Source organism: Luteimonas sp. J29, assembly GCF_000472505.1.
Classification (GTDB): Bacteria; Pseudomonadota; Gammaproteobacteria; order Xanthomonadales; family Xanthomonadaceae; genus Luteimonas.
This window is the reverse complement of the sequence record NZ_AWZR01000002.1, coordinates 50,107-72,317: the sequence shown is the minus strand read 5'-3', so window position 1 is coordinate 72,317 and position 22,211 is coordinate 50,107. Positions and strand designations below refer to the sequence as shown.

Below are 22,211 nucleotides of genomic sequence, written 5' to 3'. Positions count from 1 at the left end.
CCACACCGCCGCGCCGCGCCGCGCCCGGCCCGCCGGCGCATGACGGCGCCTGCCCGCTAGGGTAGGCTTGCCGGTCCCCTCGCTGCCGTACCGACGCCGTGTCCCAGGATCCCGCCAGTCCCGATTCCGCCGCCTACCAGCCAGCCCGGGTCGAGGCCGCGGCGCGCCGGTTCTGGGAGACCACCCGCGCCTACGAGGTGGTCGAGCGGCCGGACCGGCCGAAGTTCTTCTGCCTGTCGATGCTGCCGTACCCGTCGGGCGCGCTGCACATGGGACACGTGCGCAACTACACCATCGGCGACGTGATCAGCCGCTACCAGCGCATGACCGGCAAGAACGTGCTGCAGCCGATGGGCTGGGACGCGTTCGGCCTGCCGGCCGAGAACGCGGCGATCAAGAACGGCACCGCGCCGGCGAAGTGGACCTACGCCAACATCGACCACATGCGCGCTCAGCTCAAGTCGCTGGGCTACGCGATCGACTGGTCGCGCGAATTCGCCACCTGCTCGCCGGACTACTACGTGCACGAGCAGCGCATGTTCGTGCGCCTGATGAAGAAGGGCCTGGCCTACCGCCGGAACTCGGTGGTGAACTGGGACCCGGTCGACCAGACCGTGCTGGCCAACGAACAGGTCATCGACGGCCGCGGCTGGCGCTCGGGCGCGCTGGTGGAGAAGCGCGAGATCCCACAGTGGTTCCTGCGCATCACCGACTACGCCCAGGAACTGCTCGACGGCCTGGACACGCTCGAGGGCTGGCCGGAGTCGGTCAAGACCATGCAGCGCAACTGGATCGGCCGCAGCGAGGGCCTGGAGATCCAGTTCCGCGTGGACGGCGAGGACGAGCCGCTCACCGTCTACACCACGCGCCCGGACACGCTCATGGGCGTGACCTTCATCTCGATCGCGGGCGAGCACCCGCTGGCGCTCAAGGCGGCGAAGGACAACCCCGAACTGGCCGCGTTCCTCGACGAGCTCAAGCGCGGCGGCGTGTCCGAGGCCGACCTGGAGACCCAGGAAAAGCGCGGCATGGCCACCGGCCAGTGGGCGATCCACCCCGTCACCGGCGAGGACGTGCCGATCTACGTCGCCAACTTCGTGCTGATGGGCTACGGCACCGGCGCGGTGATGGCGGTGCCGGCGCACGACCAGCGCGACTGGGAGTTCGCCAAGGCCTACGGCCTGCCGGTGCGCCCGGTGGTGGTGCCGGCGGCGGTGCGCGACGCGCTGGCCGAGATCGCCTCGCACGTGGCCGACGTCGACGACCCGATGTCCGTGGCGCTGGGCGGGCACGGCCCGATCGACGTGGTCGAGATCGACGCCGCGGTCGCCGTGGTGCGCGAGTACCTCGACGGCATCGAACAGCGCGAGGCCTTCACCGAACGCGGCTTCCTGATCAATTCGGGCGAGTACAACGGCATGGACTTCGATGCCGTGTTCAACGCCCTGGCCGAGCGCTTCGAGGCCGCGGGCACCGGCCGGCGCAAGGTCAATTTCCGCCTGCGCGACTGGGGCGTGAGCCGCCAGCGCTACTGGGGTTGCCCGATCCCGGTGATCTATTGCCCCGACTGCGGCGCGGTGCCGGTGCCCGAGGACCAGCTGCCTGTGGTGCTGCCCGAGGACGTCGCCGACGCCTTCGCCAACCCCGGCGTCGTCCACTCGCCGATCAAGGCCGACCCGGGGTGGCGCAAGACCACCTGCCCGGAGTGCGGCAAGCCGGCCGAGCGCGAGACCGACACCTTCGACACCTTCATGGAGTCGAGCTGGTACTACGCGCGCTACACCTCGCCGGGCGCCGCCGACATGGTCGACGAGCGGGCCAGGTACTGGACCCCGGTGGACCAGTACATCGGCGGCATCGAGCACGCGATCCTGCACCTGCTGTACTTCCGCTTCTACCACAAGCTCCTGCGCGACGAAGGGCTGGTGGACAGCGACGAGCCGGCCACGCGCCTGCTCACCCAGGGCATGGTGATCGCCGAGACCTACTACCGCGAGCACCCGAACGGGTCGCGCGAATGGTTCAACCCGGCCGACGTCGAGGTCGAGCGCGACGAGAAGGGCCGCGTGGTCGGGGCGAAGCTCAAGTCCGACGGCCACCCGGTGATGATCGGCGGCGTCGAGAAGATGTCGAAGTCGAAGAACAACGGCGTCGACCCGCAGGCGATGATCGACCGCTACGGCGCCGACATCGTGCGCCTGTTCTCGATGTTCGCCTCGCCGCCGGAGCTGTCGCTGGAATGGAACGAGGCCGGCGTCGAGGGCATGGCCCGGTTCCTGCGCCGGCTGTGGACCCAGGTACACCGCCACGCCGAGGGCGGGCCGGCCGGGGCGTTCGACCCGGCCGCGGCCACGCCGGCGCAGAAGGCCCTGCGCCGCCAGCTGCACGAGACGATCCAGAAGGTCGGCGACGACTACGGCCGCCGCCACGCGTTCAACACCGCGATCGCGGCGGTGATGGAACTGCTCAACGCGGTGGCCAGGTTCGACGACGATTCCGGCAACGGCCGCGCCCTGCGCCAGGAGGTGTTCGAGGCGATGGTGCTGCTGCTCAACCCGATCACCCCGCACGCCAGCCACGCCCTGTGGCAGGTGCTGGGCCACCCGGAGACCCTGCTCGAGGACGTGCCGTTCCCGCAGCCCGACCCGGCCGCGCTGCAGCGCGACGCGGTGACGCTGGCGGTGCAGGTCAACGGCAAGCTGCGCGGCACCATCGAGGTGGCGGTGGACGCGACCCGGGAGGCGATCGAGGCCCAGGCCCTGGCCGAGCCGAACGTGCAGGCCTTCCTCAAGGGCCTGTCGGTGCGCAAGGTGATCGTGGTCCCGGGCAAGATCGTCAATGTCGTCGCCGGCTGAACGCGCTGCCCGGGCGCGCTTGCCGGCGCCATCGGGCTCCTCCAGACTGCGCCCATGACCCGCCTCCTGACCGCCCTGCTGCTCGCCTTCGCGCTGTCCGCCTGCGGCTTCCATCTGCGCGACGCGCTGGTGCTGCCCGATGGCGTCGACACGATCAAGGTCACCGCACGCGATCCCTACAGCCCGCTGGCGCGCTCGCTCGAGAGCGCGCTCGAGCGCGCCGGCGCGCGGGTGGTCGATGCCCGTGCGAAGGAACGCGTGGCCACGCTGGCGCTGCGTTCCGAGCGCTGGGCGTCGACGCCGCTGAGCCTGGACCAGTTCGGTCGCGCCCAGGAGTACACGCTGCGCTACGCGGTGGTGTTCGCCCTGGTCGACGCCAATGGCGACGAGATCGTGCCGCAGCAGGCGGTGGAGATGTCGCGCGACTACATCTCGGTCCCGACCGACGCTACCGGCACCGACACCGAGACCGAATTGCTCGGACGCGAGATGCAGCGCGAAATGACCGCGGCGATCCTGCGCCGGATCGACGCGGCCACGCGCGAGCTGCGCAGCGCCCGTTGAGCAGGGCGGGCGGATGGAACTGAAGCCCGACCGCCTCGCCGCCCAGCTCGCCTCCGAGCCGCTGCGCCCGGTCTACCTGGTCGCCGGGCCCGAGCCGCTGCTGGTGCTGGAAGCGGCGGATGCGATCCGCGCCCATGCCCGCGCCAGCGGCTACGGCGAGCGCGAGGTATTCGACGCCGACGGCCGCGACTTCGACTGGAACGCGCTGGAAGCGAGCTTCCGCGCCCCGAGCCTGTTCTCGCCGCAGCGCCTGCTGGAACTGCGCCTGCCGGGGGGGCGGCCGGGCAAGGAAGGCGCCGAGGTGCTGTCCACCTACTGCGCGCAGCCGCCCGAGGGCATCGTGCTGCTGGTCACCGCCGGCGACTGGAGCCAGAAGCACGGCGGCAAGTGGAGCGAGGCGATCGCCCGCGCCGGCCACTTCGTGCACGCGCCGCTGGTGCGTCCACACGAACTCGAGCGCTGGCTCGAATCGCGCCTGCGCCAGCGCGGCGTGCGCGCCGACCACGGCGCCGTGCAGCGCCTGGCCGAGCGGGTGCAGGGCAACCTGCTGGCCGCGGCGCAGGAAGTCGACAAGCTGGCCCTGCTGGCCGACGGCACGCCGCTCGACGCCGCGAGGATGGAATCGCTGGTCGCCGACGCCGCCCGCTACGACGTGTTCCGCCTGGTCGACGCCGCGCTGAACGGGAACGCCGCCCAGGCCACGCGCATGCTCGCCGGCCTGCGCGCGGAGGGCGAGGCGGTGCCGGCGCTGATGGGCATGGTGGTGATGGAGCTCAACCGGGTCGCGGCGCTGGCCCGGGTGCAGGCGCGCGGCGGCAACCTCGCCGCCGAGTTCAGGGCGCAGCGGGTGTGGGACTCCAAGCAGGCCGTGTACCGGCGTGCGCTCGGCCGGCACCCGGCCCCGCGCTGGGAACGCTTCGTGGCCATGGCCGGCGGCGTGGACCGCATCGCCAAGGGCCGTGAACGGCCCGGCGAGGAGCCGGCGGACGCCTGGCTGGCCCTGGAGCGGCTGCTGGTCGCCGTGGCCGAGCCGAAAGCGGCGGCGCTGCTGGCCTGACGCCGTGGGCATCGAGGGCCAGCCCAGGGAGGCATCGCGGTCCGCCGGGCGCGATCCGGCCGACACCGGCCTGCATCTGGTCTACGGCGGCACCTTCGATCCGGTCCATCTCGGCCACCTGGCGATCGCGCGGGCCGCGCGCGACGCGCTGGGCGCCACCGTCCACCTCACCCCCGCCGCCGATCCGCCGCACCGCGCGCCACCCGGCGCGGACGCCGCGCACCGCGCGCGCATGGTCGCGCTGGCCGTGGCGGGCGAACCGGGCCTGCGCCTGGACGCGCGCGAGCTGCACCGCGACGGCCCCAGCTACAGCGTCGACACGCTGCGCGAGCTGCGCGGCGAACTCGGGCCGGACGCGCCGGTCGCGCTGCTGGTCGGCGCCGACAGCCTGCTCGGCCTGCCGGCCTGGCACGAATGGCAGGCGCTGCCCGGGCTCGCCCACCTGGTGGTTGCCGAGCGGGAGGGCAGCGACCTGGATGCGCGCCTGCCGTCCGGCCTTGCCGAGGCGCTGGACGGGCGCTGGACCACCGAGCCGGGCGACCTGCACCGGTCCCCGGCCGGCCGCGTGCTGCGCCTGCGCCAGCCGCTGCATCCGGGCTCGGCCACCGCGGTGCGCGACGCCATCGCCAGCGGCGGGGACTGGCGCGCGCTGGTCCCCGCCGCCGTCGCCGGCCACATCCTCCGCCACGGCCTGTACGGCGTGACGGCCCCGTGACCGCCCCCCCGCTATAATCGCCCCCAGCCTCCAGAGCCCTCGTCCTTTGACCAGTTCCTCCGCGCACGTCATCAAGACCCGTCTCCCCAGTCCGCCGCCGGCCGCCGACGTGCTGCTCAAGGCGATCCATGCCGCGGTGGACGAACTCAAGGCCAAGGACGTCACCGAGATCGACGTCCGCGGCAGGACCAGCGTCTGCGACTACATGGTGATCGCGTCGGGCACTTCGACCCGGCACGTGAAGTCGATCGCCGACGAGGTGGTCCGCCACGCCAAGCAGCTCGACTGCCAGCCGCTGGGCGTGGAGGGCGAGCGCGAGGCCGAGTGGGTGCTGGTCGACCTGGGCGACGTCGTGGTCCACGTCATGCTGCCGCGGGTGCGCGAGTTCTACGCGCTCGAGCGGCTGTGGACGGTGGGCGACCAGCCGCCGGCGGACGCGGGCGACGCCGACGGGGCGTGAGGCGCGTGGCGGCCCCGGCCTGTCACGCCCGTTTCCCCCTGGACCCCGTCGATCGCGCGCGGCCCGCGCCGTGCGTGCGCGGCATGCGCGCGCCTCGATGAAGGCCAGGCTGATCGCCGTCGGCGAACGCGCCCCGGCCTGGGTGGGCGAAGGCTTCGCCGAATACCGCAAGCGGCTCTCGCGCTGGCTGCCGCTGGACCTGGTCGAGATCGAGCCCGGCCTGCGCGGCAAGGGCCGCGACCCCGCGCGCGCGGTGCAGGACGAGGGCGCGCGGGTGCTGGCGGCGCTGCCGCGCGGCGCGCACGCGGTCGCGCTCGACGTGCAGGGCAGGATGCATTCCTCCGAAGACCTCGCCAGGCGCCTGGAGCACTGGCGCGGGCAGGGCCGCGACCTCGCCTTCCTCGTCGGTGGCCCCGAAGGGCACGCGCCGGACGTGCTGGCGCGCGCCGACGAACGCTGGTCGCTGGGGCCGCTGACGCTGCCGCACATGCTGGTGCGCCTGGTACTGGCCGAGCAGCTCTACCGCGCCGCGGCCATGCTCGCCAACCATCCCTACCACCGCGCCTGAGGCGCGGGCCCGCGCGCGGCGGCACCGCTTCGCGATGCCGCCGCGCCGTCATCAGCCGCGATCGAGGCGGAATTCGATCGGCACCACGCCGATCGCCTGCACCGGGCGCCCGTCGCGCATCGCCGGCCGGAAGCGCCAGGTGCGCTGCACGTGGCGCGCCGCCTCGCGATCGAGCAGCGAATGCCCGCTGCTGCGCTCGATGCTGACGTCCAGGGGGCGTCCGTCGACGTCGACCAGCACCCGCAGCAGCACCGTGCCCTGCCAGTCGCGCTGCATCGCCAGGCGTGGATAGGCCGGCGGCGGTGCGCTCCGGTACTCCAGCGCGATGCCGGCGACGGGACCGGGCGGGTCCATCGCCGGCGCCATGTCACCGGGCGCCGGCAGTGCGGACACGGGCTCGGCCTCGAACACGCCCTGTCCGGCCAGCACCGGGGCGTCGGTCGCCGGGGTCGGCCGCTCCGTCCTGCGCGACAGGTCGGGCGGCGTCTGCGGGCGGGGCGGAACGACATGGACGACCTCGGGCGGTTCGGGCGCCGGCGGCTTGACCGGCACGTAGTCGATGACGGTCATGCCGGGCGGTCGCTCGACCGCCGCCGGAGGCGGCATGAGGGCCATCGGCATCAGCAGGAACAACAGTGCGAGGACGTTCAGCGCCAGCGTGCTGCTGATGCCGAGGATGCGGCCGGGATCGAGTCCCTGGGCCTGTCCCGTGCGGGACGCCGGATGCGATTGCTGCAACCCCATGGTCCACCTCCGCGTCTGGCGGCCGCCACGGCCGCCCGTGTGGCATGGAACGCACCGGAGGGGTCGCCGGGGTTGCCCGGGCGGAGTCCGCTCCACGCTGGCGCGCGACCGGACTGCACGCCGAACCGACGCCCGCCGGCGGGGGGCGGCAATGCGACGCAGGCCGACGGTGGCATCCGGCCGACGGCCGGGCGGAGCGGGAGCCGTGCGCGGGCGCGGGGCGCGGCGCTCCCGCGGCCTGGCGCGCGCGGGGAGCCGGGGACCGGATCAGTCGTCCCCGTCGTGGGTCCCGTCCTGTTCCGGGTCGCGGTCGAGGCCGCCCGCGTCGGGATTGGGCTGCTTCTTCGCGCCCGGTTCGCGGGCATCGCGGCCGTCGCGCGGCAACTTCTCGCGGTAGCCGGAGCGGTCGTCGGACTTGCGCGGATCCTTGGGCATGTCAGTTCCCCAGTTCGAACACGACGTCGAGGTTGGCCGAGAGCGTGGTTTCGCCCGGGGCGACCGGCGCGGACTCCATCCGCGCGTCCATCGCCATGGTCTTCATCATCGGCACCGGCGGCTGGAAGCCGCCGCCCTCGCTGATGCTCACGATGCGGCGCACCTTCATGCCGAGCGACTTCGCGTACATCTCCGCCCGCGCCCGCGCCTGCTTCAGCGCTTCCTGGCGGGCCTCGTCGTACACCGCCTCGGGCTGGTCGATCTCGAAGCTCGGGCCGTTGACCTGGTTGGCGCCGCTGGCGACCAGCGCGTCGAGCACCTCGCCCAGGCGGGCGATGTCGCGGACCTTGATCGACACGGTGTTGCTGGCCTGGTAGCCGGTGATCACCGGCGGCTGGTTGTCGCCGTAGCGGTACTGCGGATGGACGCTGATGCCGCTGGTCTGGATGTCGCGCTCGGCGATGCCGGCGGCGCGGATCGCGGCCACCACCTTGGCCATCTGCGCCGAATTGGCCTTGAGCGCGGCGTTGGCGTCCGCCGCCTGGGTCACCACGCCGGTCGAGAGCGAGGCCACGTCGGGGACCCGGCTGGCTTCGGCGCGGGCCGAGACCGACAGCAGGGTGCCGTCGCCTGCGACGGCCGGATGGCCGGGAGTCTGGGCATGGACGCTGGTCATCGCGAGGGGTCCGGTGGCGAGGCTGGCCGCGAGCAGGAGGCGGGCGAAGGCGGTGCGCAACATGGTGGTCTCCGTGGGCTGCTGGGGGAAGGGTCGTCAGGATCTGGTGAACGGCCCGTGAGCCTGAACGGGGTTGACCGGCCCCCGCGGGCCGTCGCGCGGCGGGCCGCGGGTATCCTTGTCCGGATGCTGCATCTTGCTTCCAGATCCCCGCGCCGCCGCGCGCTGCTGGCGCGCCTGGGCGTCGATTTCGGCGTGCTCGACGTGCTTGTGCACGAGGAGCGCGCGCCAGGCGAACCGGCCGAGGACTACGTGCGCCGGGTGGCGCGCGAGAAGGCCGGCGCCGGCCTGCTCGCGGTCGCGGGCGTCCCGGGTGCGGTGGTGCTGGGCGCCGACACCGAGGTGGTCCTGGACGACGAGGTGTTCGGCAAGCCGGCCGACGCGGCCGATGCCGCCGGCATGCTGCGGCGCCTGTCCGGGCGCACCCACGAGGTGCTGACCGCGGTCAGCCTGGTCTCGGCCGGTCGCGAGGCGCAGCGGCTGTCGCGTTCGCGGGTCGCCTTCGCCGCGCTCGACGAGGCGCAGATCGCCGCCTACGTGGCCAGCGGCGAACCCATGGACCGCGCCGGCGGCTATGCCATCCAGGGCGGCGCCGAACGGTTCGTCACCCGCCTGGACGGCAGCTTCTCCGGGGTGATGGGCCTGCCGTTGCACGAGACCATGCTGCTGCTGCACGAATTCGGCGTGCGGACCGGGTTCCGGGCCGGGGGGACGGACTGATGTCGGAGGAGATCCTGGTCAACGTGACCCCGCGCGAGACCCGCGTGGCGGTGGTCGAGAACGGCATGCTCCAGGAGCTGCACATCGAGCGCGGCTGGCGTCGCGGCGTGGTGGGCAACATCTACAAGGGCCGGGTGCAGCGGGTGATGCCCGGGATGCAGGCGGCGTTCGTCGACATCGGCCTGGAGCGCACCGCGTTCCTGCACGCCAACGACGTGGTCCGGCCGGGGCAGCCCGAGGTCGAGAACGAGGCGCTGCCGCCGGTGCCGGCGCCGGTGCGCCCGGTGACCGAGCTGCTGCGCGACGGCCAGGAAGTGATCGTGCAGGTGGTCAAGGACCCGATCGGCAGCAAGGGCGCGCGCCTGACCACCCAGCTGAGCATTCCCTCGCGCTACCTGGTGCTGCTGCCGCAGTCGCGGGTGGTCGGCGTGTCGGCGCGGATCGAGGACGAGGCCGAGCGGGCGCGGCTCAAGGCGCTGGTGTCGGAACTCGCGCCGCCCGACTCCGGGCTGGGCTACATCGTGCGCACCAACGCCGAGGGACAGCCGCCCGAGGCGCTGGCCGAGGACCTGGCCTACCTGTCGCGGGTCTGGAACATCGTCGGCAAGCGCGCCCGCGAGGCGCCGGTGCAGACCTGCATCTACGAAGACCTCAGCCTGCCGCTGCGCGCGGTGCGCGACCTGATCCGCAAGGACGTGGAGAAGGTGAAGGTCGATTCGCGCGAGACCTTCGATCGCCTGCAGGCCTTCGTCGCCAAGTACATGCCGGTGCTCGCCGAGCGGATCGAGCTCTACACCGGCAACCGCCCGATCTTCGACCTGTACGGGGTCGAGGACGAGATCCAGCGCGCGCTGGACAAGGAAGTGCCGCTCAAGTCCGGCGGCTACCTGGTGATCGACCAGACCGAGGCGATGACCACGGTCGACGTGAACACCGGTTCGTTCCTGGGCCAGCGCAACCTCGAGGAGACGGTGTACCGCACCAACCTCGAGGCCGCGCAGGCGGTGGCGCGCCAGCTGCGGCTGCGCAACCTGGGCGGGATCATCATCATCGACTTCATCGACATGGTCGACGAGGAGCACCGCCGCCAGGTGCTGCGCACGCTGGAGAAGTCGCTGGCCAAGGACCACGCCAAGACCACGGTCTACGACTTCTCGCCGCTGGGCCTGGTGGAGATGACCCGCAAGCGCACCGTCGAGAGCCTGCAACGCCAGCTCAGCGAGACCTGCGAGGCCTGCGGCGGCCGCGGCATGGTGCGCACGCCCGAGACCGTGACCTACGAGATCTTCCGCGAGATCGTGCGTGCGGTGCGCCAGTTCGACGCCGAGCGGCTGCTGGTGATCGCCTCGCCCAAGGTCGTGGCGCGCATCACCGAGGAGGAGTCGACCGCGGTGGCCGAGCTCGAGGAGTTCCTCGGCAAGTCGATCCGCTTCCAGGCCGACGAGCAGTACCTGCAGGAACAGTACGATGTCGTCCTGCTCTGACCTCGCGCGCGGGGCGCCGCGGCCGTGACCACGCCGCTGCGTCGCCGCCTGCGGCTCGCGCGTCGCGGCGCGTGGTACGCGGCCGCCCTGCTGCTGGTGCTCACGGCGCTGGTCGTGGGCGCGGTCAGCCGCCTGCTGCCGCTGGCCGAGCGCCATCCCGACCGGGTCGCGGCCTGGCTCGGCGAACGCGCCGGGCGGCCGGTGGCCTTCGACCGCCTCGAGACCGAGTGGACCCGCCGCGGGCCGCTGCTGCGGCTCGACGGCCTGCGCATCGGCGAGGGCGGCGAAGGAGTGCACATCGGTGCGGCCGAGATCCTGGTCTCGCAATACGCCGGCCTGCTGCCCGGCCGTTCGTTCACCGAACTGCGCCTGCGCGGCCTGCAGCTGGAACTGCAGCGGGCCGACGACGGTCGCTGGCAGGTGCGCGGCCTGCCCGGCGAGGACCAGGGCGACGGCGATCCGTTCGACGTGCTCGAGCGCCTGGGCGAACTGCAGGTGATCGGTGGCCGGCTGACCCTCGACGCACCCTCGCTCGGCATCGGGCGCGCCACCCTGGAACGGATCGACCTGCGGCTGCGGGTGGACGCCGACCGCGTGCGCACGGCGGCGCGCGCCTGGATCCGCGCCGGGGCGGCGCCGGTGCAACTGGCGCTGGACGTCGACCGCCGCGCCGGCGACGGGCGCGCGCACGCCGCGATCCTCGACGCCGATTTCGCCGCCTGGGCCCCGCTGTTGCGCCACGCCGGCGTGGGCGTGGAGGCCGGTCGCGGAACGGCCCAGGTCTGGGCCGAACTGCGGCAACGGCGCGTGCACCAGCTCACGGTGGACGCGGCGCTCGCCGACGTGGCCCTGGTCGGCACGCCGGTCGAGCCCGGCCTGGACGCGCCGCGACAGCGCATCGGCGGGCTCGAGGCGCGCGCGCGCTGGCAGGTGGAGGACCAGGGCTGGCGTCTGGACGCGCCGCGCCTGCGCCTGGCCCGTGACGGCGCGACCCAGGTACTGGACGGACTGGCGGTCGCGGGCGGCCAGCGCTTCGCGCTGCGCGCCGGCCGCATCGACGCCGGCCCGCTGCTGGCGTTCGCGGCGCTCGGCGACCGGCTCCCGTCGCGGCTGCGCGGCTGGCTGCTGGCGGCGGCGCCGGACGCGCGGATCCATGAGCTGGCCGTGGCGCGCGACGCCGGTGGACGCGTGCGTGCGCACGCGCGGCTGGAGGCGATCGGCTTCGCCAGCGTCGGCGACACGCCGGGCCTGGCCGGCCTGGCCGGCACCCTCGACGGCGATGCCGACGGTTTCAGCTTCCAGCCCGACGCGGACGCGCGCGTGCGTTTCGACTGGCCGTCCGGCTTCGGTGCGCCGCACCTGGTGACCCTGGCCGGCGACATCGTGGGCTGGCGGGAGGGTGCCGGGATGCGGGTGGGCTCGCCGGCGCTGCGGATCGAGGGAGAGGGCTACGCCGCCCACGCGCGCGGCGGGATCTGGTTCCAGCACGACGGTACCCGCCCGGTGCTGGCGCTGGCGGCGACCATCGACGAGGCGCACGTGCCGGTGGCCAAGCGGTTCTGGGTGCGCCACCGGATGCCGGAGGCGGCGCAGCGCTGGCTCGACGAGGCCCTGGTCGATGGCCGCGTGCTCGACGGCCGCGCGCTGGTGGCCGGCGACCTCGACCATTGGCCGTTCAGCGAACTGGATGGCGGCGACCGCGTCGGCCTGTTCCATGCCTCCGCCCGCCTGGAGGGCGCGGTGGTGAAGTTCCAGCACGACTGGCCGGCGGTCGAGGCGCTCGACGCCGACGTCGCCTTCGTCAACGACGGGTTCCGCGTGCAGGGCCGCGGCCGCCTGGGCGAGGTGGAGGTGCAGGACCTGCATGCGTCGCTCGCGCACTACTCGCGCGCGACGCTCGACGCGCGCGCGCGGACCCGCGGCGACGCGGCCCCGCTGCTGGCACTGCTGTCCGCCAGCCCGCTGCGCCAGGGCCTGGAGGATACCTTCGACAACCTGTCCGCGAGCGGTCCGGTCGCGGCGTCGTACGCGATGTCGCTGCCGCTGGACGGCGATGCTCGGCCGGCGATCGGCGGCGAGGTCGAGCTGGCCGGGGTGGCGCTGGCGGACGCGCGCTGGAAGATCGGGTTCGAGCAGGTGCGCGGCAAGGCCCGCTACGACCAGCACGGCTTCGACGGCAACGACCTGCAGGCCGTGCGCGGCGGCCGACCGGGCACCCTGTCGCTGCGCGCCGGGCGCGGGCACGTGCGCGATGCGGCCGCGTCGTTCGAGGCCGACATGGACGCGGTCCTGGGCGCGGCCGAGCTGCTGCAGCACGCACCGCAGCTGGACTGGCTGGCGCCGCGGATCCGCGGGCGCTCGCGCTGGGACGTCGGGCTGGCGGTGATGCGCGCGCAGCGCGGCGCGCCGGCCGCGGCGCGGCTGCGGCTGCACTCGCGCCTGGAAGGCACCGAGCTCGACCTGCCCGAACCGCTGGCCAAGCCCGCCGATGCCACGCTGCCGGCCACGATCACCACCTCGCTGCCGCTGGGCGAGGGCGAGATCCTCGTCGACCTCGGCGGCAGGCTGGCGCTGCGCGCGCGCAGCGCCGGCAGCGGCACCGGAGTGCGGGTCGCGCTTGGCGCCTCGGCGGTCGACGAGGCCCCGCCGGCGAGCGGGCTGGCCGCCAGCGGACACGCCCAGGTGCTCGACGCGCTGGGCTGGGCCATGCTCGCCGGCGGCGCGGGCGGCAGCGAGGGCGGCATGCCCCTGCGCGGCATCGACGTGACCGCGGCGCGGCTGCAGCTGCTCGGCGCGGGATTCGACAACGTGCGCCTGCGCGCCGTGGACACCGGTGCCGCGACCGAGGTCCGGTTCGACGGTGACGCGCTTTCGGGCACGCTGGCGATCCCGCGCGAACGCGCGGCCGCGGTCAGCGGCCGCTTCGCGCGCCTGCACTGGCCTGCGCCACCGGTGCGGCCCGAGGCCCAGGCGGCGACCCCGCCGCCGGCGGACGATCGCGATGCGGTGGACCCCAGCCGGGTCCCGCCGCTGTCGCTGGACGTGGACGAGTTCCGCTTCGGCGCGCTGGGGCTGGGCAGGGTGGAACTGCGCACCCGCCAGACCGCGGAAGGCATGGAGATCGAACGGCTGCAGGCGCGCTCGGAGCGGCAGTCGATCGACATCAGCGGCAGCTGGACCGGGCGCGGCGCCGCCGGCATCACCCACCTGCGGGCGCGTGCCGACAGCCGCGATTTCGGCGAGCTCATGCAGGGCCTGGGCTTCGGCGGCAGCATCGACGGCGGCGCCGGCCTGCTCGAGTTCGACGTCCAGTGGCCGCGCAGTCCAGGCGACTTCTCCCTGCCGGCGCTGCACGGCGAGCTGTCGCTGGCGATCGAGCACGGGCGCCTGGTCGAGGTCGAGCCGGGCGCGGGGCGCGTGCTGGGCCTGCTCAGCATCGCCCAGCTGCCGCGCAGGCTGATGCTCGACTTCCGCGACTTCTTCTCCAGGGGATTCGCGTTCAATCGCCTCGGCGGCCGCGTGCGCATCGGCAGCGGCCTGGCCCACAGCGACGACATGGCGATCGACGGCCCCGCGGCCGAGATCCGCATGCGCGGGCGCAGCGACCTGCGCGCGCAGACCCACGACCAGACCATCGAGGTGCTGCCGCGCACCGGCAACCTGCTGCCCGCGGTGGGCGCGATCGCGGGCGGGCCGATGGGCGCGGCCGTCGGCGCGGTGGCCAACGCGATGCTGCGCAAGCCGCTGGGCGGGATGGGCGCCCGGACCTACCGCGTGACCGGGCCGTGGAAGGAACCGCGGGTCGAGGTGGTCGAGGACGCGTCCGGGCCCCAGGCCGCGGCGGCGCGCGATCGCGCCCCGGCGCGGGAACACTGAGGGCCGGGCCTCCGGGCTTGCGCTTCACCGCGCAGGCCCCAGACTTGCCGCATGGACACGCCCGCCAATCCGCTCTCCCTCGCCCGGTCGCGCCTGCTGCTGCCGGCCGGGCTCGACCCGTCCGGCCTCGACCGCATGTTCGGCACCCTGCTCGGGCCCGGCATCGACTTCGGCGACATCTACTTCCAGCATTCGCGGCGCGAGAGCTGGAGCGTCGAGGACGGGATCGTCAAGGACGGGGCGCACTCGATCGAGCAGGGCGTGGGCGTGCGCGCGATCAGCGGCGAGAAGACCGGCTTCGCGTACTCCGACGACATCAACGGCGAAGCGCTGCTCGAAGCGGCGCGCTCGGCAAGGGCGATCGCGCGCGACGGCGGCACCCGCACCCCGCGCGCGCTGGCGGTGGGCGGCGCGCGTCCGCTGTATCCGGCGGTCGATCCGGTGGACGCGCTCGACAGCGCCGCCAAGGTCGAGGCGCTGCGGCGCGTGGACCGCGCGGTGCGCGCGGCCGATCCGCGGGTGCGCCAGGTCATGGTGAGCCTCACCGGTGGCGTGGACACGGTGCTGGTGGCGCGCAGCGACGGCGTGCTCGCCGCCGACGTGCGTCCGCTGGTGCGGCTCAACGTGCAGGTGATCGTGGAGCAGGACGGACGCCGCGAGAGCGGCTACGCCGGTTACGGCGGGCGCTATTCCTACGACGAGCTGCTCGCCGGCGGCCGCCCGGAGTCCTTCGCCCGCGAGGCGCTGCGCCAGGCGCTGGTGAACCTCGAGGCGGTGGACGCGCCGGCCGGCAACATGCCGGTGGTGCTCGGCGCCGGCTGGCCGGGCGTGCTGCTCCACGAAGCGGTCGGCCACGGGCTCGAGGGCGACTTCAACCGCAAGGGCACCAGCACCTATTCCGGACGCATGGGCCAGCGCGTGGCCGCGCCCGGCGTCACCATCGTCGACGACGGCACCCTGGACGGCCGCCGCGGCTCGCTCAGCGTCGACGACGAGGGCACGCCCACGCAGTGCACCACGCTGATCGAGGACGGCGTGCTCGCCGGCTACATGCAGGACACGCTCAACGCGCGCCTGATGGGCGTGGCGCCGACCGGCAACGGCCGTCGCGAGTCGTTCGCGCACCTGGTGATGCCGCGGATGACCAACACCTACATGCTGCCGGGGCCGCACGAGCGCGAGGAGATGATCCGCTCGGTGAAGAGGGGCCTGTACGCGGTGAACTTCGGCGGCGGCCAGGTCGACATCACCAGCGGCAAGTACGTGTTCTCGGCGACCGAGGCCTACCTGATCGAGGACGGCCGCGTCACCGCGCCGGTCAAGGGCGCGACCCTGATCGGCAACGGGCCGGAAACCATGCAGCGGGTGTCGATGGTCGGCAACGACCTGGCGCTGGACGAGGGCGTGGGCACCTGCGGCAAGGACGGCCAGAGCGTGCCGGTGGGCGTGGGCCAGCCGTCGCTGCTGGTGTCGCAGATCACCGTGGGCGGGACCCGGGCCTGAGTACGATGCGGCCGGAGCGGGATCCTGCGTCGTGCGTGGCGCCGGCGGCGTCAGTCGTCGAGTGGATCCGGTCCGTCCGTGCCGTCGTCGCCGGCGTCGGCGCCGGCGGTGCCGGACAGCAGGTCGCGCAGGGCGCGGAACAGCTCGCGGAACGCGCGCGGCGGACGGTTGCGACGGCGCTCCTCGAGCGCGTTGCGCACCAGCTGGCGCAGCTTCTGGCGGTCGGCGTGCGGGTATTCGTCGAGCAGTTCGCCCAGCGCCGCGTCGCCGTCGTCGAGCAGGCGTTCGCGCCAGTGCTCGGCGCGGTGCAGCAGCGCGGTTTCCTGCTTCGCCGCCTCGCCACCGGCGTCGAGCGCGTCGCGGATCGCGTCCAGCACCTCGTCGTCCTCGCGCCGCATCTGCTTGGCCAGGAACGCGAGCTGGCGCTTGCGGGCGATGTGCGAGGTGATGCGCCGCGCCTCGGCCACGTGCGGCAGCAGGTGTCCGGGCACCGGCAGCTTCGCCAGGCGCCCCGGTTCCAGCCCCGCCAGCGTGGTCGCCAGCGCCAGCACGTCCAGCGCCTCGCGCCGCCGCTGGCTGCGGCTCGGCGCCAGGAATTCGCCGGTGTCTTCGTCCCGTCCTCTCATCGCCACAGGATAAGCCATTGAACAGCGTCGCCGTTCCCGCCACCGACGACAGCCAGGCCCGGCTCGACGAGCTGCAGGGGCTGGCGCTGCGCCTGCTCGAGGCCTGCCGCGCCCGGGGCGCCGACCAGGCCGAGGTCTCCTGCACGCAGGAGCGCGGCCTGAGCGTGAACGTGCGCATGGGCGAGGTGGAAACGGTCGAGTCCACCCGCGACCGCGGTATCGCGGTGACGGTGTACTTCGGCCAGCGCAAGGGCAGCGCCAGCACCGCCGACCTGCGCGCGGACAGCCTCGAGGCCACGGTGGCCCAGGCCTGCGCGATCGCGCGCCACACCGAGCCCGATCCCGCCGCGGGGCTGGCCGATCCGGAACTGATGGCGCGGCCCGGTCCCGACGGCTGGCCGGACTTCGACGACTGGCACCCCTGGGACCTGGACGCCGCGCGCGCGGTCGACATCGCCCTGGCCTGCGAGGCCGCGGGGCGCGAGGCCGACCCGCGCATCAGCAATTCCGACGGCGCGTCGGTCAGCAGCAGCGCCTCGCTGGGCGTGTACGCCAACTCGCACGGCTTCGTCGGCGCCGAACGCGGCACCCACCACAGCATCGGCTGCGCGCTGATCGCGGGGAAGGGCGAGGCGATGCAGCGCGACGGCTGGTACAGCTACGCGCTCGCCGCCGACGACCTCGAGGCGCCGGCCGCGATCGGCCGCCGCGCCGCCGGGCGGACCCTGGCCCGGCTGCAGCCGCGCCGGGTGGCGACCGGCAGCTACCGGGTGCTGTTCTCGGCCGAGGTGGCGCGGTCGCTGGTCGGCCACCTGCTGGGGGCGGTGTCGGGCGGTGCGCTCTACCGACGCGCCAGCTTCCTGCCCGACAGCGTCGGCACCCGCCTGTTCCCGGACTGGTTCTCGATCCACGAGGACCCGTTCCTGCGCCGCGGCCTGCGCTCGGCCGCCTGGGACGACGAGGGGGTGGCGACCCGCGCCTCGGCCCTGGTCGAGGGTGGCGTGCTGCAGCGCTACGTGCTCGGCAGCTACTCCGCGCGGCGCCTGGGACTGCAGACCACGGGCAATGCCGGCGGGGTGCACAACCTGCTGGTGGCGGCCAATGCCGGCGGGTTCGATGACCTGGTGCGCGGCATGGGCGACGGCATCGTGGTCACCGAGCTGATGGGACAGGGGGTGAACCCGGTCACCGGCGACTATTCGCGCGGGGCGGCGGGGTTCCTGGTCGAGGGCGGGCAGGTGTCCTGCCCGGTGGACGGGATCACGATCGCCGGCAACCTGCGCGACATGTTCCGGGCGATCGAGGCCGTGGGCAGCGACGTCGACCCGCGCTCGCACATCCGCACCGGCTCGATCCTGGTGGGCGCGCTGACCGTGGCGGGGTCGGATTGACCGCCCAACCCGGTTATGCTCTGGCCCGCACACGGCTGCGCCCACCGTCTGCACCGTTCCAGGGGGCGCGAGGGGAATCAAATGACTGAAGAACACAATGTCCAGCCGCCACCGGCCGAGGGTGCAGCTGGCGGGATCGCCGCCGAGGAGCGCCAGTGGGCGATGTTCGCGCACCTGTCGGCCCTGGCCGGTGGGCTCGTGACCGCCGGCTGGGCGTTCAGCATCGGCTGTTTCCTCGGCCCCCTGGTCATCTGGCTGATGAAGCGCGAAACGATGCCGTTCGTGGACGACCAGGCCAAGGAAGCGCTGAACTTCAACATCACCGTGGCCGCGATCATGCTGGTGCTGTTCCTGGTCGGGATCCTGACCCTGGGCATCGGCTTCCTCGTCGCCATGCCGCTGATGGCGCTGATCGGCCTGGCCGCGCTGGTGTTCATCATCATCGCGGCGATCAAGTCGAACGAGGGCAAGGCGTACCGCTATCCGTTCGCCATCCGCCTGATCAAGTAGCACCCGGGCCTGGATCCGGACGCGGCGCACCCGCGTCCGGGTTCCATCCCGGGCGGCGAGCGCGGCGTCGCCGGCGCACCAGGCCATCAGTTGGGTTGAGATCCGGCGCGGCGGGCGCATGATCGGGACAGGGCGGACGGTTTCCCGCCCGGGAGGAGCCGGATGCATGCGATGCCGCACCACGAAGACACCACCCTGGGCGAGCGCCAATGGGCCGCGGGTGCCCACGTCGCGGCGGTGGCGCTTGCGCTGCTGACCAGCTGGACCGCCGGCTTCGCGGGCATGCTCGCCGCGGGCGTGGTCTACCTGCTCAAGCGCAACGACAGTCCCTTCGCCGCGGAGCACGCGCGCGAGGCGTTCAACTTCAACCTCACCATGTTCCTGTACGCCTGCGCGCTGTGCGTGGTCGCGATCCTGCTGCTCGGGGCGACCGTGTTCACCCTCGGCATCGGCCTGGTCCTGACCCTGCCCGCGGGCCTGCTGCTGGGCGTGGCCGCGGTGGCGATCGCGGTGGCGTGGCTGGTGTGCAGCATCGTGGCCACGGTGCGCGCGCTCGACGGCGAACCGTACCGCTATCCGATGACCCTGCGCCTGCTGTGAGGCCGGGCGCGGCCACTCAGCGGTCGCGCTCGATCGCCAGCCGCGCCAGCGCCGCCAGCGCGGAAGTGTCGCCGGGCACCGTCCGCAGCGCCTCGTCCATGCCGGCCGCCAGCTCGCGCAGCCGCGCGTGCGAGGCGTCGGCGCCGATCAGGGCCGGGAAGGTGGCCTTGTCCTGGGCCAGGTCCTTGCCGGCGGTCTTGCCGAGCGTGGCGCTGTCGCCCTCGATGTCGAGCAGGTCGTCGCGGATCTGGAAGGCGAGGCCGAGCGCCCCGGCGTAGGCGTCCAGCGCGCGCCGCGCCGATTCCCCAGCGCCGGCCGCGATCGCGCCCAGCCGTACCGCCGCGCGCAGCAGCACGCCGGTCTTCATCGCGTGCAGCCGTTCCAGCGCGGCCAGCGGGATGCGGGTGCCGGTCGCCGCCAGGTCCAGCGCCTGGCCGCCGCACATGCCGGATGCGCCGCTGGCGGTGGCCAGCTCGGCCAGCATCGCCACCCGCGCGGCGTCGCCGGCCCGGGCCTGCGCCAGGGTGGCGAAGGCCAGCGCCTGCAGCGCGTCGCCGGCGAGGATCGCGGTGGCCTCGTCGAAGGCCACGTGCACGGTCGGCTGGCCGCGGCGCAGCGCGTCGTCGTCCATCGCCGGCAGGTCGTCGTGGACCAGCGAGTACGCATGGACCAGCTCGACCGCGGCGGCCGGCGCGTCGAGCGCCTCCTCGGCCGCGCCGCAGGCCACGCCGGTGGCGTAGGTCAGCAGGGGGCGCATGCGCTTGCCGCCGAGCAGAACGGCGTGGCGCATGGCCGACAGCAGGCGCGGCTCGGTGCCTTCCAGCCCGTCCAGCGCCGATCCCAGCGCCGCGTCCACGCGCGCGCGCCAGCGGGCCAGTGCGGGATGGGCGCCGTTGCCGCGGGGCTCAGGACTCGCCATCGTCCAGACCCGGGAACGGCTCCGCCCGCTCCGGGGCCTCGGGGTCGGTCAGCAGGCGCACGCGCAGTTCGGCCTGTTCGAGCGCCTCCTGGCAGCGCCGGTAGAGGCCCACGCCGCGCTCGTAGGCGGCCAGGGATTCCTCCAGGCTCATGTCGCCCTGTTCCATCTTCGCCACCAGCTGCTCGAGCTGGTCGAGCGAGGCTTCGAAATCGGCGACCGGCGAGGTGTCGTTGTCGGGGTTGCGGGCCATGGCTCCAGTGTAAGCCAGCGCGTGCGCGCGGGGTCAGTCGCCGTGCGTCCCGGTCCAGAGCAGGCGACGCCCGGTCGCGCGCAGCCAGCCGTCCAGCGCCGCCGACAGCACCAGGTCGCCCGCGGCCAGCAGGGTGCCGTCGGGGTGCGAGAGCAGGGGCAGGCGTTCGCGGACCCAGGGCGGCACGCCCAGCTCCTGCAGCACGTGCTTGAGCGCGTGCGAATGGGCGCGGCCCGGCAGGGTGATGCGCTCGCCGCCCGCGCGCGGATGCACGACGAAGGGTGGTGCGGGGGGATCGGCCGATCCATCGTCGCCAGGCGCTGGCGCCAGCCGCAGCGTGCCGCCGCCGGGCCAGGCCAGCGGCGTGCGCCCGTCCCAGTCCAGGCGGGTACCGCCAGGCGGAAGCGGTCGCCGGCGGCCGGCCCAGAGCAGGCCCCGCCAGCGCCGGACCTCGGCGTCGCGCCAGCCGAAGCGCGCGGCTTCGCCCGGCGCTTCGGCCAGCAGTTCGCGTTGGATGCGGGCCACGCCTTCGGCCGGCAGCGGCGGCAGTCCCGCTTCCGCGATCCAGCGGCGCAGCACGCGGGCCCGGCGTGGCGGCCCGAGGGCGCGCAGCGCGTCGGCGTCGAGGCAGGCCGGATCGAGGCTGCGCACCCGGGCCAGCGCCTCGGCGTCGCCCTGGTCCAGCAGTTCCGTCGCCTCGCGCTGCAGGGCCGCCGCCTGCGCCAGCGCGGCGGCCGCGCGCGGCCAGCGCGCCGCCAGGCGCGGCAGGACCTGGTGGCGCAGGTAGTTGCGGTCGTGCGCCTCGCAGGCGTTCGACGGATCCTCGATCCAGCGCAGGCCCACGCGCCGGGCGTGCGCGAGCAACGCGTCACGCGGCAGGTCGAGCAGCGGCCGCCACAGCCAGCCGCGGCCGTATTCGCGCCAGGGCCGCATCGCGCCGAGGCCGTCGCTGCCGGAACCGCGCAGCGCGCGCAGCAGGAACGTTTCGGCCTGGTCGTCGCGGTGGTGGGCCAGCGCCAGGACCTCGCCTTCTCCCAGCGCCGCGCCGAAGGCGTCGTGGCGCACCCGCCGCGCCGCGGCTTCCAGCCCTTCGCCGCCGTCGCGCGGGACCGTGGCGCGGACCATCGTGAGCGGGATGCCGAGCGCGGCGCATTCGGCGGCGCAGTGCGCGGCCCAGTCGTCGGCGCGGGGATCGAGTCCGTGGTGGACGTGGATGGCGCGCAGGCCGTGCGCGCGCAACCCGGCGTCCGCGGCCAGCAGGTGCAGCAGCACGGTGGAGTCGAGGCCGCCGCTGTAGCCGACCAGCAGCGGGGCGGCGCGCGGCGGTCGCGGCAGGACGGGAGTAGCGTCGGCCGGCATGCGGCGGGCCCCGCGCCTGCGTCAGCCGGCGTCGCAGGCCGGGGGCTTGCGCGCCACCAGCGCGATCGAGTCGTGGCGGGTGTCGCCGGACACGGGGCGGCCGTCGAGGTCCCAGGCCTCCGCGTCCGGGGCGAAGCCGGCGTCCACCAGCTGCCGGCGCTGCTGCTCGAGGGTGACGTAGTAGAGCATCGTGCCGTAGTCGTGGCATACGTCGTTGATCACCGCGTAGTCCTGCGCGTGCACTTCCATGGGGCGGAAGCGGCGGCGGTTGCGCAGCCGGCGGACCGTATCGCGGCCGAAGCGCGTCGCCCGCACCAGCAGGCGCAGCGGGTTGGGCGACCACTGCATCCGCGGGAAACGGAAACCGCGCCGGTATTCGGGCGAGTTGCGGTTGTGGGTGGAGAACACGAACGACCCGCCGGGGCGCAGCACGCGGTGCACCTCGCGCAGGATCCGCAGCCGGTCGGCGTGCGGGACCATGCCGATGCCGTTGCAGCTGAACACCGCGAGCTGGATCGAACCGTCGGCGAGCTGCGGCATCGCGCGTGCGTCGGCGTGCTCGAAGCGCACGCCCGGGAAGCGGCGGCGGCACGCCTCCACCATGCCGGGGCTGTAGTCGATGCCGAGGTAGTCGCGGCTGATGCCGAGCAGGGCCTGCACGGTGCGGCCGCCGCCGACGCCGATGTCCAGTACCGGCTGGTCCTTCGCTTCGGCGGCGACGCGGCGGAAGGTGGCTTCTTCGGCCGGGCTCAGGCCCCAGGGCCGCGCGTAGTGCGCGACCACGGCGGCGTCCGCCATGGTGCGCATGTTGATGCTGTCGATCGACTCGACCATTCCCC

General features: G+C 74.0%; 21 protein-coding genes. 13 read left to right on the top strand and 8 right to left on the bottom strand.

Annotated elements, in window-relative coordinates:
- Positions 1–98 precede the first annotated feature (98 nt).
- From leuS to rlmH, 6 genes are all read left to right on the top strand, one after another.
- On the top strand, positions 99–2,855 hold the full coding sequence (leuS, locus tag LUTJ29_RS0103215) for a leucine--tRNA ligase (RefSeq protein WP_027071286.1): 2,757 nt from the start codon (positions 99–101) through the stop codon (positions 2,853–2,855).
- Positions 2,856–2,909: 54 nt separating this feature from the next.
- Complete coding sequence (gene lptE, locus LUTJ29_RS15945) at positions 2,910–3,419, top strand: LPS assembly lipoprotein LptE (RefSeq protein ID WP_051322654.1); 510 nt, start codon at positions 2,910–2,912, stop codon at positions 3,417–3,419.
- A 13-nt stretch (positions 3,420–3,432) separates the two neighbouring features.
- Positions 3,433–4,476: a DNA polymerase III subunit delta gene (gene holA / locus LUTJ29_RS0103205; protein ID WP_027071285.1), complete on the top strand. Its 1,044-nt coding sequence runs from the start codon at positions 3,433–3,435 to the stop codon at positions 4,474–4,476.
- Between the two features lie 10 nt (positions 4,477–4,486).
- Positions 4,487–5,191 (top strand): nicotinate-nucleotide adenylyltransferase, encoded by a 705-nt coding sequence (gene nadD / locus LUTJ29_RS0103200; protein WP_144774229.1) that lies wholly within the window; start codon positions 4,487–4,489, stop codon positions 5,189–5,191.
- 46 nt (positions 5,192–5,237) lie between these two features.
- Positions 5,238–5,651, top strand: a complete 414-nt coding sequence (gene rsfS / locus LUTJ29_RS0103195; protein ID WP_027071283.1) for a ribosome silencing factor — start codon at positions 5,238–5,240, stop codon at positions 5,649–5,651.
- Between the two features lie 97 nt (positions 5,652–5,748).
- Positions 5,749–6,219: a 23S rRNA (pseudouridine(1915)-N(3))-methyltransferase RlmH gene (gene rlmH, locus LUTJ29_RS0103190; protein ID WP_027071282.1), complete on the top strand. Its 471-nt coding sequence runs from the start codon at positions 5,749–5,751 to the stop codon at positions 6,217–6,219.
- A 51-nt stretch (positions 6,220–6,270) separates the two neighbouring features.
- Here rlmH and LUTJ29_RS0103185 read toward each other — a convergent pair whose 3' ends face one another.
- The 3 genes from LUTJ29_RS0103185 to LUTJ29_RS0103175 all read right to left on the bottom strand — a co-directional run bounded on the left by LUTJ29_RS0103185 (position 6,271) and on the right by LUTJ29_RS0103175 (position 8,137).
- A complete protein-coding gene (locus LUTJ29_RS0103185) occupies positions 6,271–6,963 on the bottom strand; it encodes an energy transducer TonB (protein WP_144774221.1) in 693 nt (230 codons plus the stop codon).
- Between the two features lie 267 nt (positions 6,964–7,230).
- Positions 7,231–7,398: a hypothetical protein gene (locus LUTJ29_RS18590; protein WP_156911535.1), complete on the bottom strand. Its 168-nt coding sequence runs from the start codon at positions 7,396–7,398 to the stop codon at positions 7,231–7,233.
- Between the two features lies 1 nt (position 7,399).
- Entirely contained in the window at positions 7,400–8,137 is a 738-nt protein-coding gene (locus LUTJ29_RS0103175; protein ID WP_043740309.1) for an SIMPL domain-containing protein, read from the bottom strand.
- A 123-nt stretch (positions 8,138–8,260) separates the two neighbouring features.
- Here LUTJ29_RS0103175 and LUTJ29_RS0103170 point away from each other — a divergent pair, with 123 nt between their 5' ends.
- From LUTJ29_RS0103170 to tldD, 4 genes are read left to right on the top strand one after another with little or no spacing between them, the layout of a single operon-like run.
- The gene (locus tag LUTJ29_RS0103170) at positions 8,261–8,854 is read left to right on the top strand and encodes a Maf family protein (RefSeq protein ID WP_027071279.1); all 594 of its coding nucleotides are present in this window, start codon (positions 8,261–8,263) and stop codon (positions 8,852–8,854) included.
- On the top strand, positions 8,854–10,338 hold the full coding sequence (rng, locus tag LUTJ29_RS0103165) for a ribonuclease G (RefSeq protein WP_027071278.1): 1,485 nt from the start codon (positions 8,854–8,856) through the stop codon (positions 10,336–10,338). The genes LUTJ29_RS0103170 and rng overlap by 1 nt, the downstream gene beginning before the upstream one ends.
- A gap of 24 nt (positions 10,339–10,362) precedes the next feature.
- Positions 10,363–14,214 (top strand): YhdP family protein, encoded by a 3,852-nt coding sequence (locus LUTJ29_RS0103160; protein WP_027071277.1) that lies wholly within the window; start codon positions 10,363–10,365, stop codon positions 14,212–14,214.
- A 51-nt stretch (positions 14,215–14,265) separates the two neighbouring features.
- Positions 14,266–15,717 (top strand): metalloprotease TldD, encoded by a 1,452-nt coding sequence (gene tldD / locus LUTJ29_RS0103155; RefSeq protein WP_027071276.1) that lies wholly within the window; start codon positions 14,266–14,268, stop codon positions 15,715–15,717.
- A 50-nt stretch (positions 15,718–15,767) separates the two neighbouring features.
- Here the strand turns inward: tldD and yjgA are convergent, their stop codons facing one another.
- Positions 15,768–16,343 (bottom strand): ribosome biogenesis factor YjgA, encoded by a 576-nt coding sequence (gene yjgA, locus LUTJ29_RS0103150; protein WP_027071275.1) that lies wholly within the window; start codon positions 16,341–16,343, stop codon positions 15,768–15,770.
- Between the two features lie 17 nt (positions 16,344–16,360).
- Between yjgA and pmbA the strand changes: the two genes are divergently transcribed.
- The 3 genes from pmbA to LUTJ29_RS0103135 all read left to right on the top strand — a co-directional run bounded on the left by pmbA (position 16,361) and on the right by LUTJ29_RS0103135 (position 18,844).
- Positions 16,361–17,734, top strand: a complete 1,374-nt coding sequence (gene pmbA / locus LUTJ29_RS0103145) for a metalloprotease PmbA (protein ID WP_027071274.1) — start codon at positions 16,361–16,363, stop codon at positions 17,732–17,734.
- Positions 17,735–17,815: 81 nt separating this feature from the next.
- The gene (locus LUTJ29_RS0103140; RefSeq protein WP_084524594.1) at positions 17,816–18,244 is read left to right on the top strand and encodes a DUF4870 domain-containing protein; all 429 of its coding nucleotides are present in this window, start codon (positions 17,816–17,818) and stop codon (positions 18,242–18,244) included.
- Positions 18,245–18,415: 171 nt separating this feature from the next.
- Entirely contained in the window at positions 18,416–18,844 is a 429-nt protein-coding gene (locus LUTJ29_RS0103135) for a DUF4870 domain-containing protein (protein ID WP_027071272.1), read from the top strand.
- A gap of 16 nt (positions 18,845–18,860) precedes the next feature.
- Here the strand turns inward: LUTJ29_RS0103135 and ispA are convergent, their stop codons facing one another.
- The 4 genes from ispA to LUTJ29_RS15940 are packed head-to-tail and all read right to left on the bottom strand — an operon-like array spanning position 18,861 to position 22,206.
- Positions 18,861–19,763 (bottom strand): (2E,6E)-farnesyl diphosphate synthase, encoded by a 903-nt coding sequence (gene ispA, locus LUTJ29_RS0103130; protein ID WP_051322652.1) that lies wholly within the window; start codon positions 19,761–19,763, stop codon positions 18,861–18,863.
- Positions 19,750–20,013: an exodeoxyribonuclease VII small subunit gene (locus LUTJ29_RS0103125; protein ID WP_027071270.1), complete on the bottom strand. Its 264-nt coding sequence runs from the start codon at positions 20,011–20,013 to the stop codon at positions 19,750–19,752. The genes ispA and LUTJ29_RS0103125 overlap by 14 nt, the downstream gene beginning before the upstream one ends.
- A 33-nt stretch (positions 20,014–20,046) precedes the next feature.
- Positions 20,047–21,372: a tRNA lysidine(34) synthetase TilS gene (gene tilS / locus LUTJ29_RS0103120; RefSeq protein WP_051322651.1), complete on the bottom strand. Its 1,326-nt coding sequence runs from the start codon at positions 21,370–21,372 to the stop codon at positions 20,047–20,049.
- A 21-nt stretch (positions 21,373–21,393) separates the two neighbouring features.
- Positions 21,394–22,206 carry a class I SAM-dependent methyltransferase gene (locus tag LUTJ29_RS15940; protein WP_051322650.1) on the bottom strand — a complete coding sequence of 271 codons (813 nt, stop codon included), beginning with the start codon at positions 22,204–22,206 and terminating at the stop codon, positions 21,394–21,396.
- Between the last annotated feature and the right edge of the window lie 5 nt (positions 22,207–22,211).

Excerpts from the sequence above, each read along its gene's own strand:
- yjgA (WP_027071275.1), bottom strand. The coding sequence starts at position 16,343 with ATGAGAGGACGGGACGAAGACACCGGCGAATTCCTGGCGCCGAGCCGC.
- LUTJ29_RS18590 (WP_156911535.1), bottom strand. The coding sequence starts at position 7,398 with ATGCCCAAGGATCCGCGCAAGTCCGACGACCGCTCCGGCTACCGCGAG.
- rlmH (WP_027071282.1), top strand. The coding sequence starts at position 5,749 with ATGAAGGCCAGGCTGATCGCCGTCGGCGAACGCGCCCCGGCCTGGGTG.
- LUTJ29_RS0103185 (WP_144774221.1), bottom strand. The coding sequence starts at position 6,963 with ATGGGGTTGCAGCAATCGCATCCGGCGTCCCGCACGGGACAGGCCCAG.
- ispA (WP_051322652.1), bottom strand. The coding sequence starts at position 19,763 with ATGGCGAGTCCTGAGCCCCGCGGCAACGGCGCCCATCCCGCACTGGCC.
- holA (WP_027071285.1), top strand. The coding sequence starts at position 3,433 with ATGGAACTGAAGCCCGACCGCCTCGCCGCCCAGCTCGCCTCCGAGCCG.
- LUTJ29_RS0103125 (WP_027071270.1), bottom strand. The coding sequence starts at position 20,013 with ATGGCCCGCAACCCCGACAACGACACCTCGCCGGTCGCCGATTTCGAA.
- LUTJ29_RS15940 (WP_051322650.1), bottom strand. The coding sequence starts at position 22,206 with ATGGTCGAGTCGATCGACAGCATCAACATGCGCACCATGGCGGACGCC.
- rng (WP_027071278.1), top strand. The coding sequence starts at position 8,854 with ATGTCGGAGGAGATCCTGGTCAACGTGACCCCGCGCGAGACCCGCGTG.
- LUTJ29_RS0103170 (WP_027071279.1), top strand. The coding sequence starts at position 8,261 with ATGCTGCATCTTGCTTCCAGATCCCCGCGCCGCCGCGCGCTGCTGGCG.
- LUTJ29_RS0103135 (WP_027071272.1), top strand. The coding sequence starts at position 18,416 with ATGCCGCACCACGAAGACACCACCCTGGGCGAGCGCCAATGGGCCGCG.
- tldD (WP_027071276.1), top strand. The coding sequence starts at position 14,266 with ATGGACACGCCCGCCAATCCGCTCTCCCTCGCCCGGTCGCGCCTGCTG.
- LUTJ29_RS0103140 (WP_084524594.1), top strand. The coding sequence starts at position 17,816 with ATGACTGAAGAACACAATGTCCAGCCGCCACCGGCCGAGGGTGCAGCT.
- LUTJ29_RS0103175 (WP_043740309.1), bottom strand. The coding sequence starts at position 8,137 with ATGTTGCGCACCGCCTTCGCCCGCCTCCTGCTCGCGGCCAGCCTCGCC.
- tilS (WP_051322651.1), bottom strand. The coding sequence starts at position 21,372 with ATGCCGGCCGACGCTACTCCCGTCCTGCCGCGACCGCCGCGCGCCGCC.
- lptE (WP_051322654.1), top strand. The coding sequence starts at position 2,910 with ATGACCCGCCTCCTGACCGCCCTGCTGCTCGCCTTCGCGCTGTCCGCC.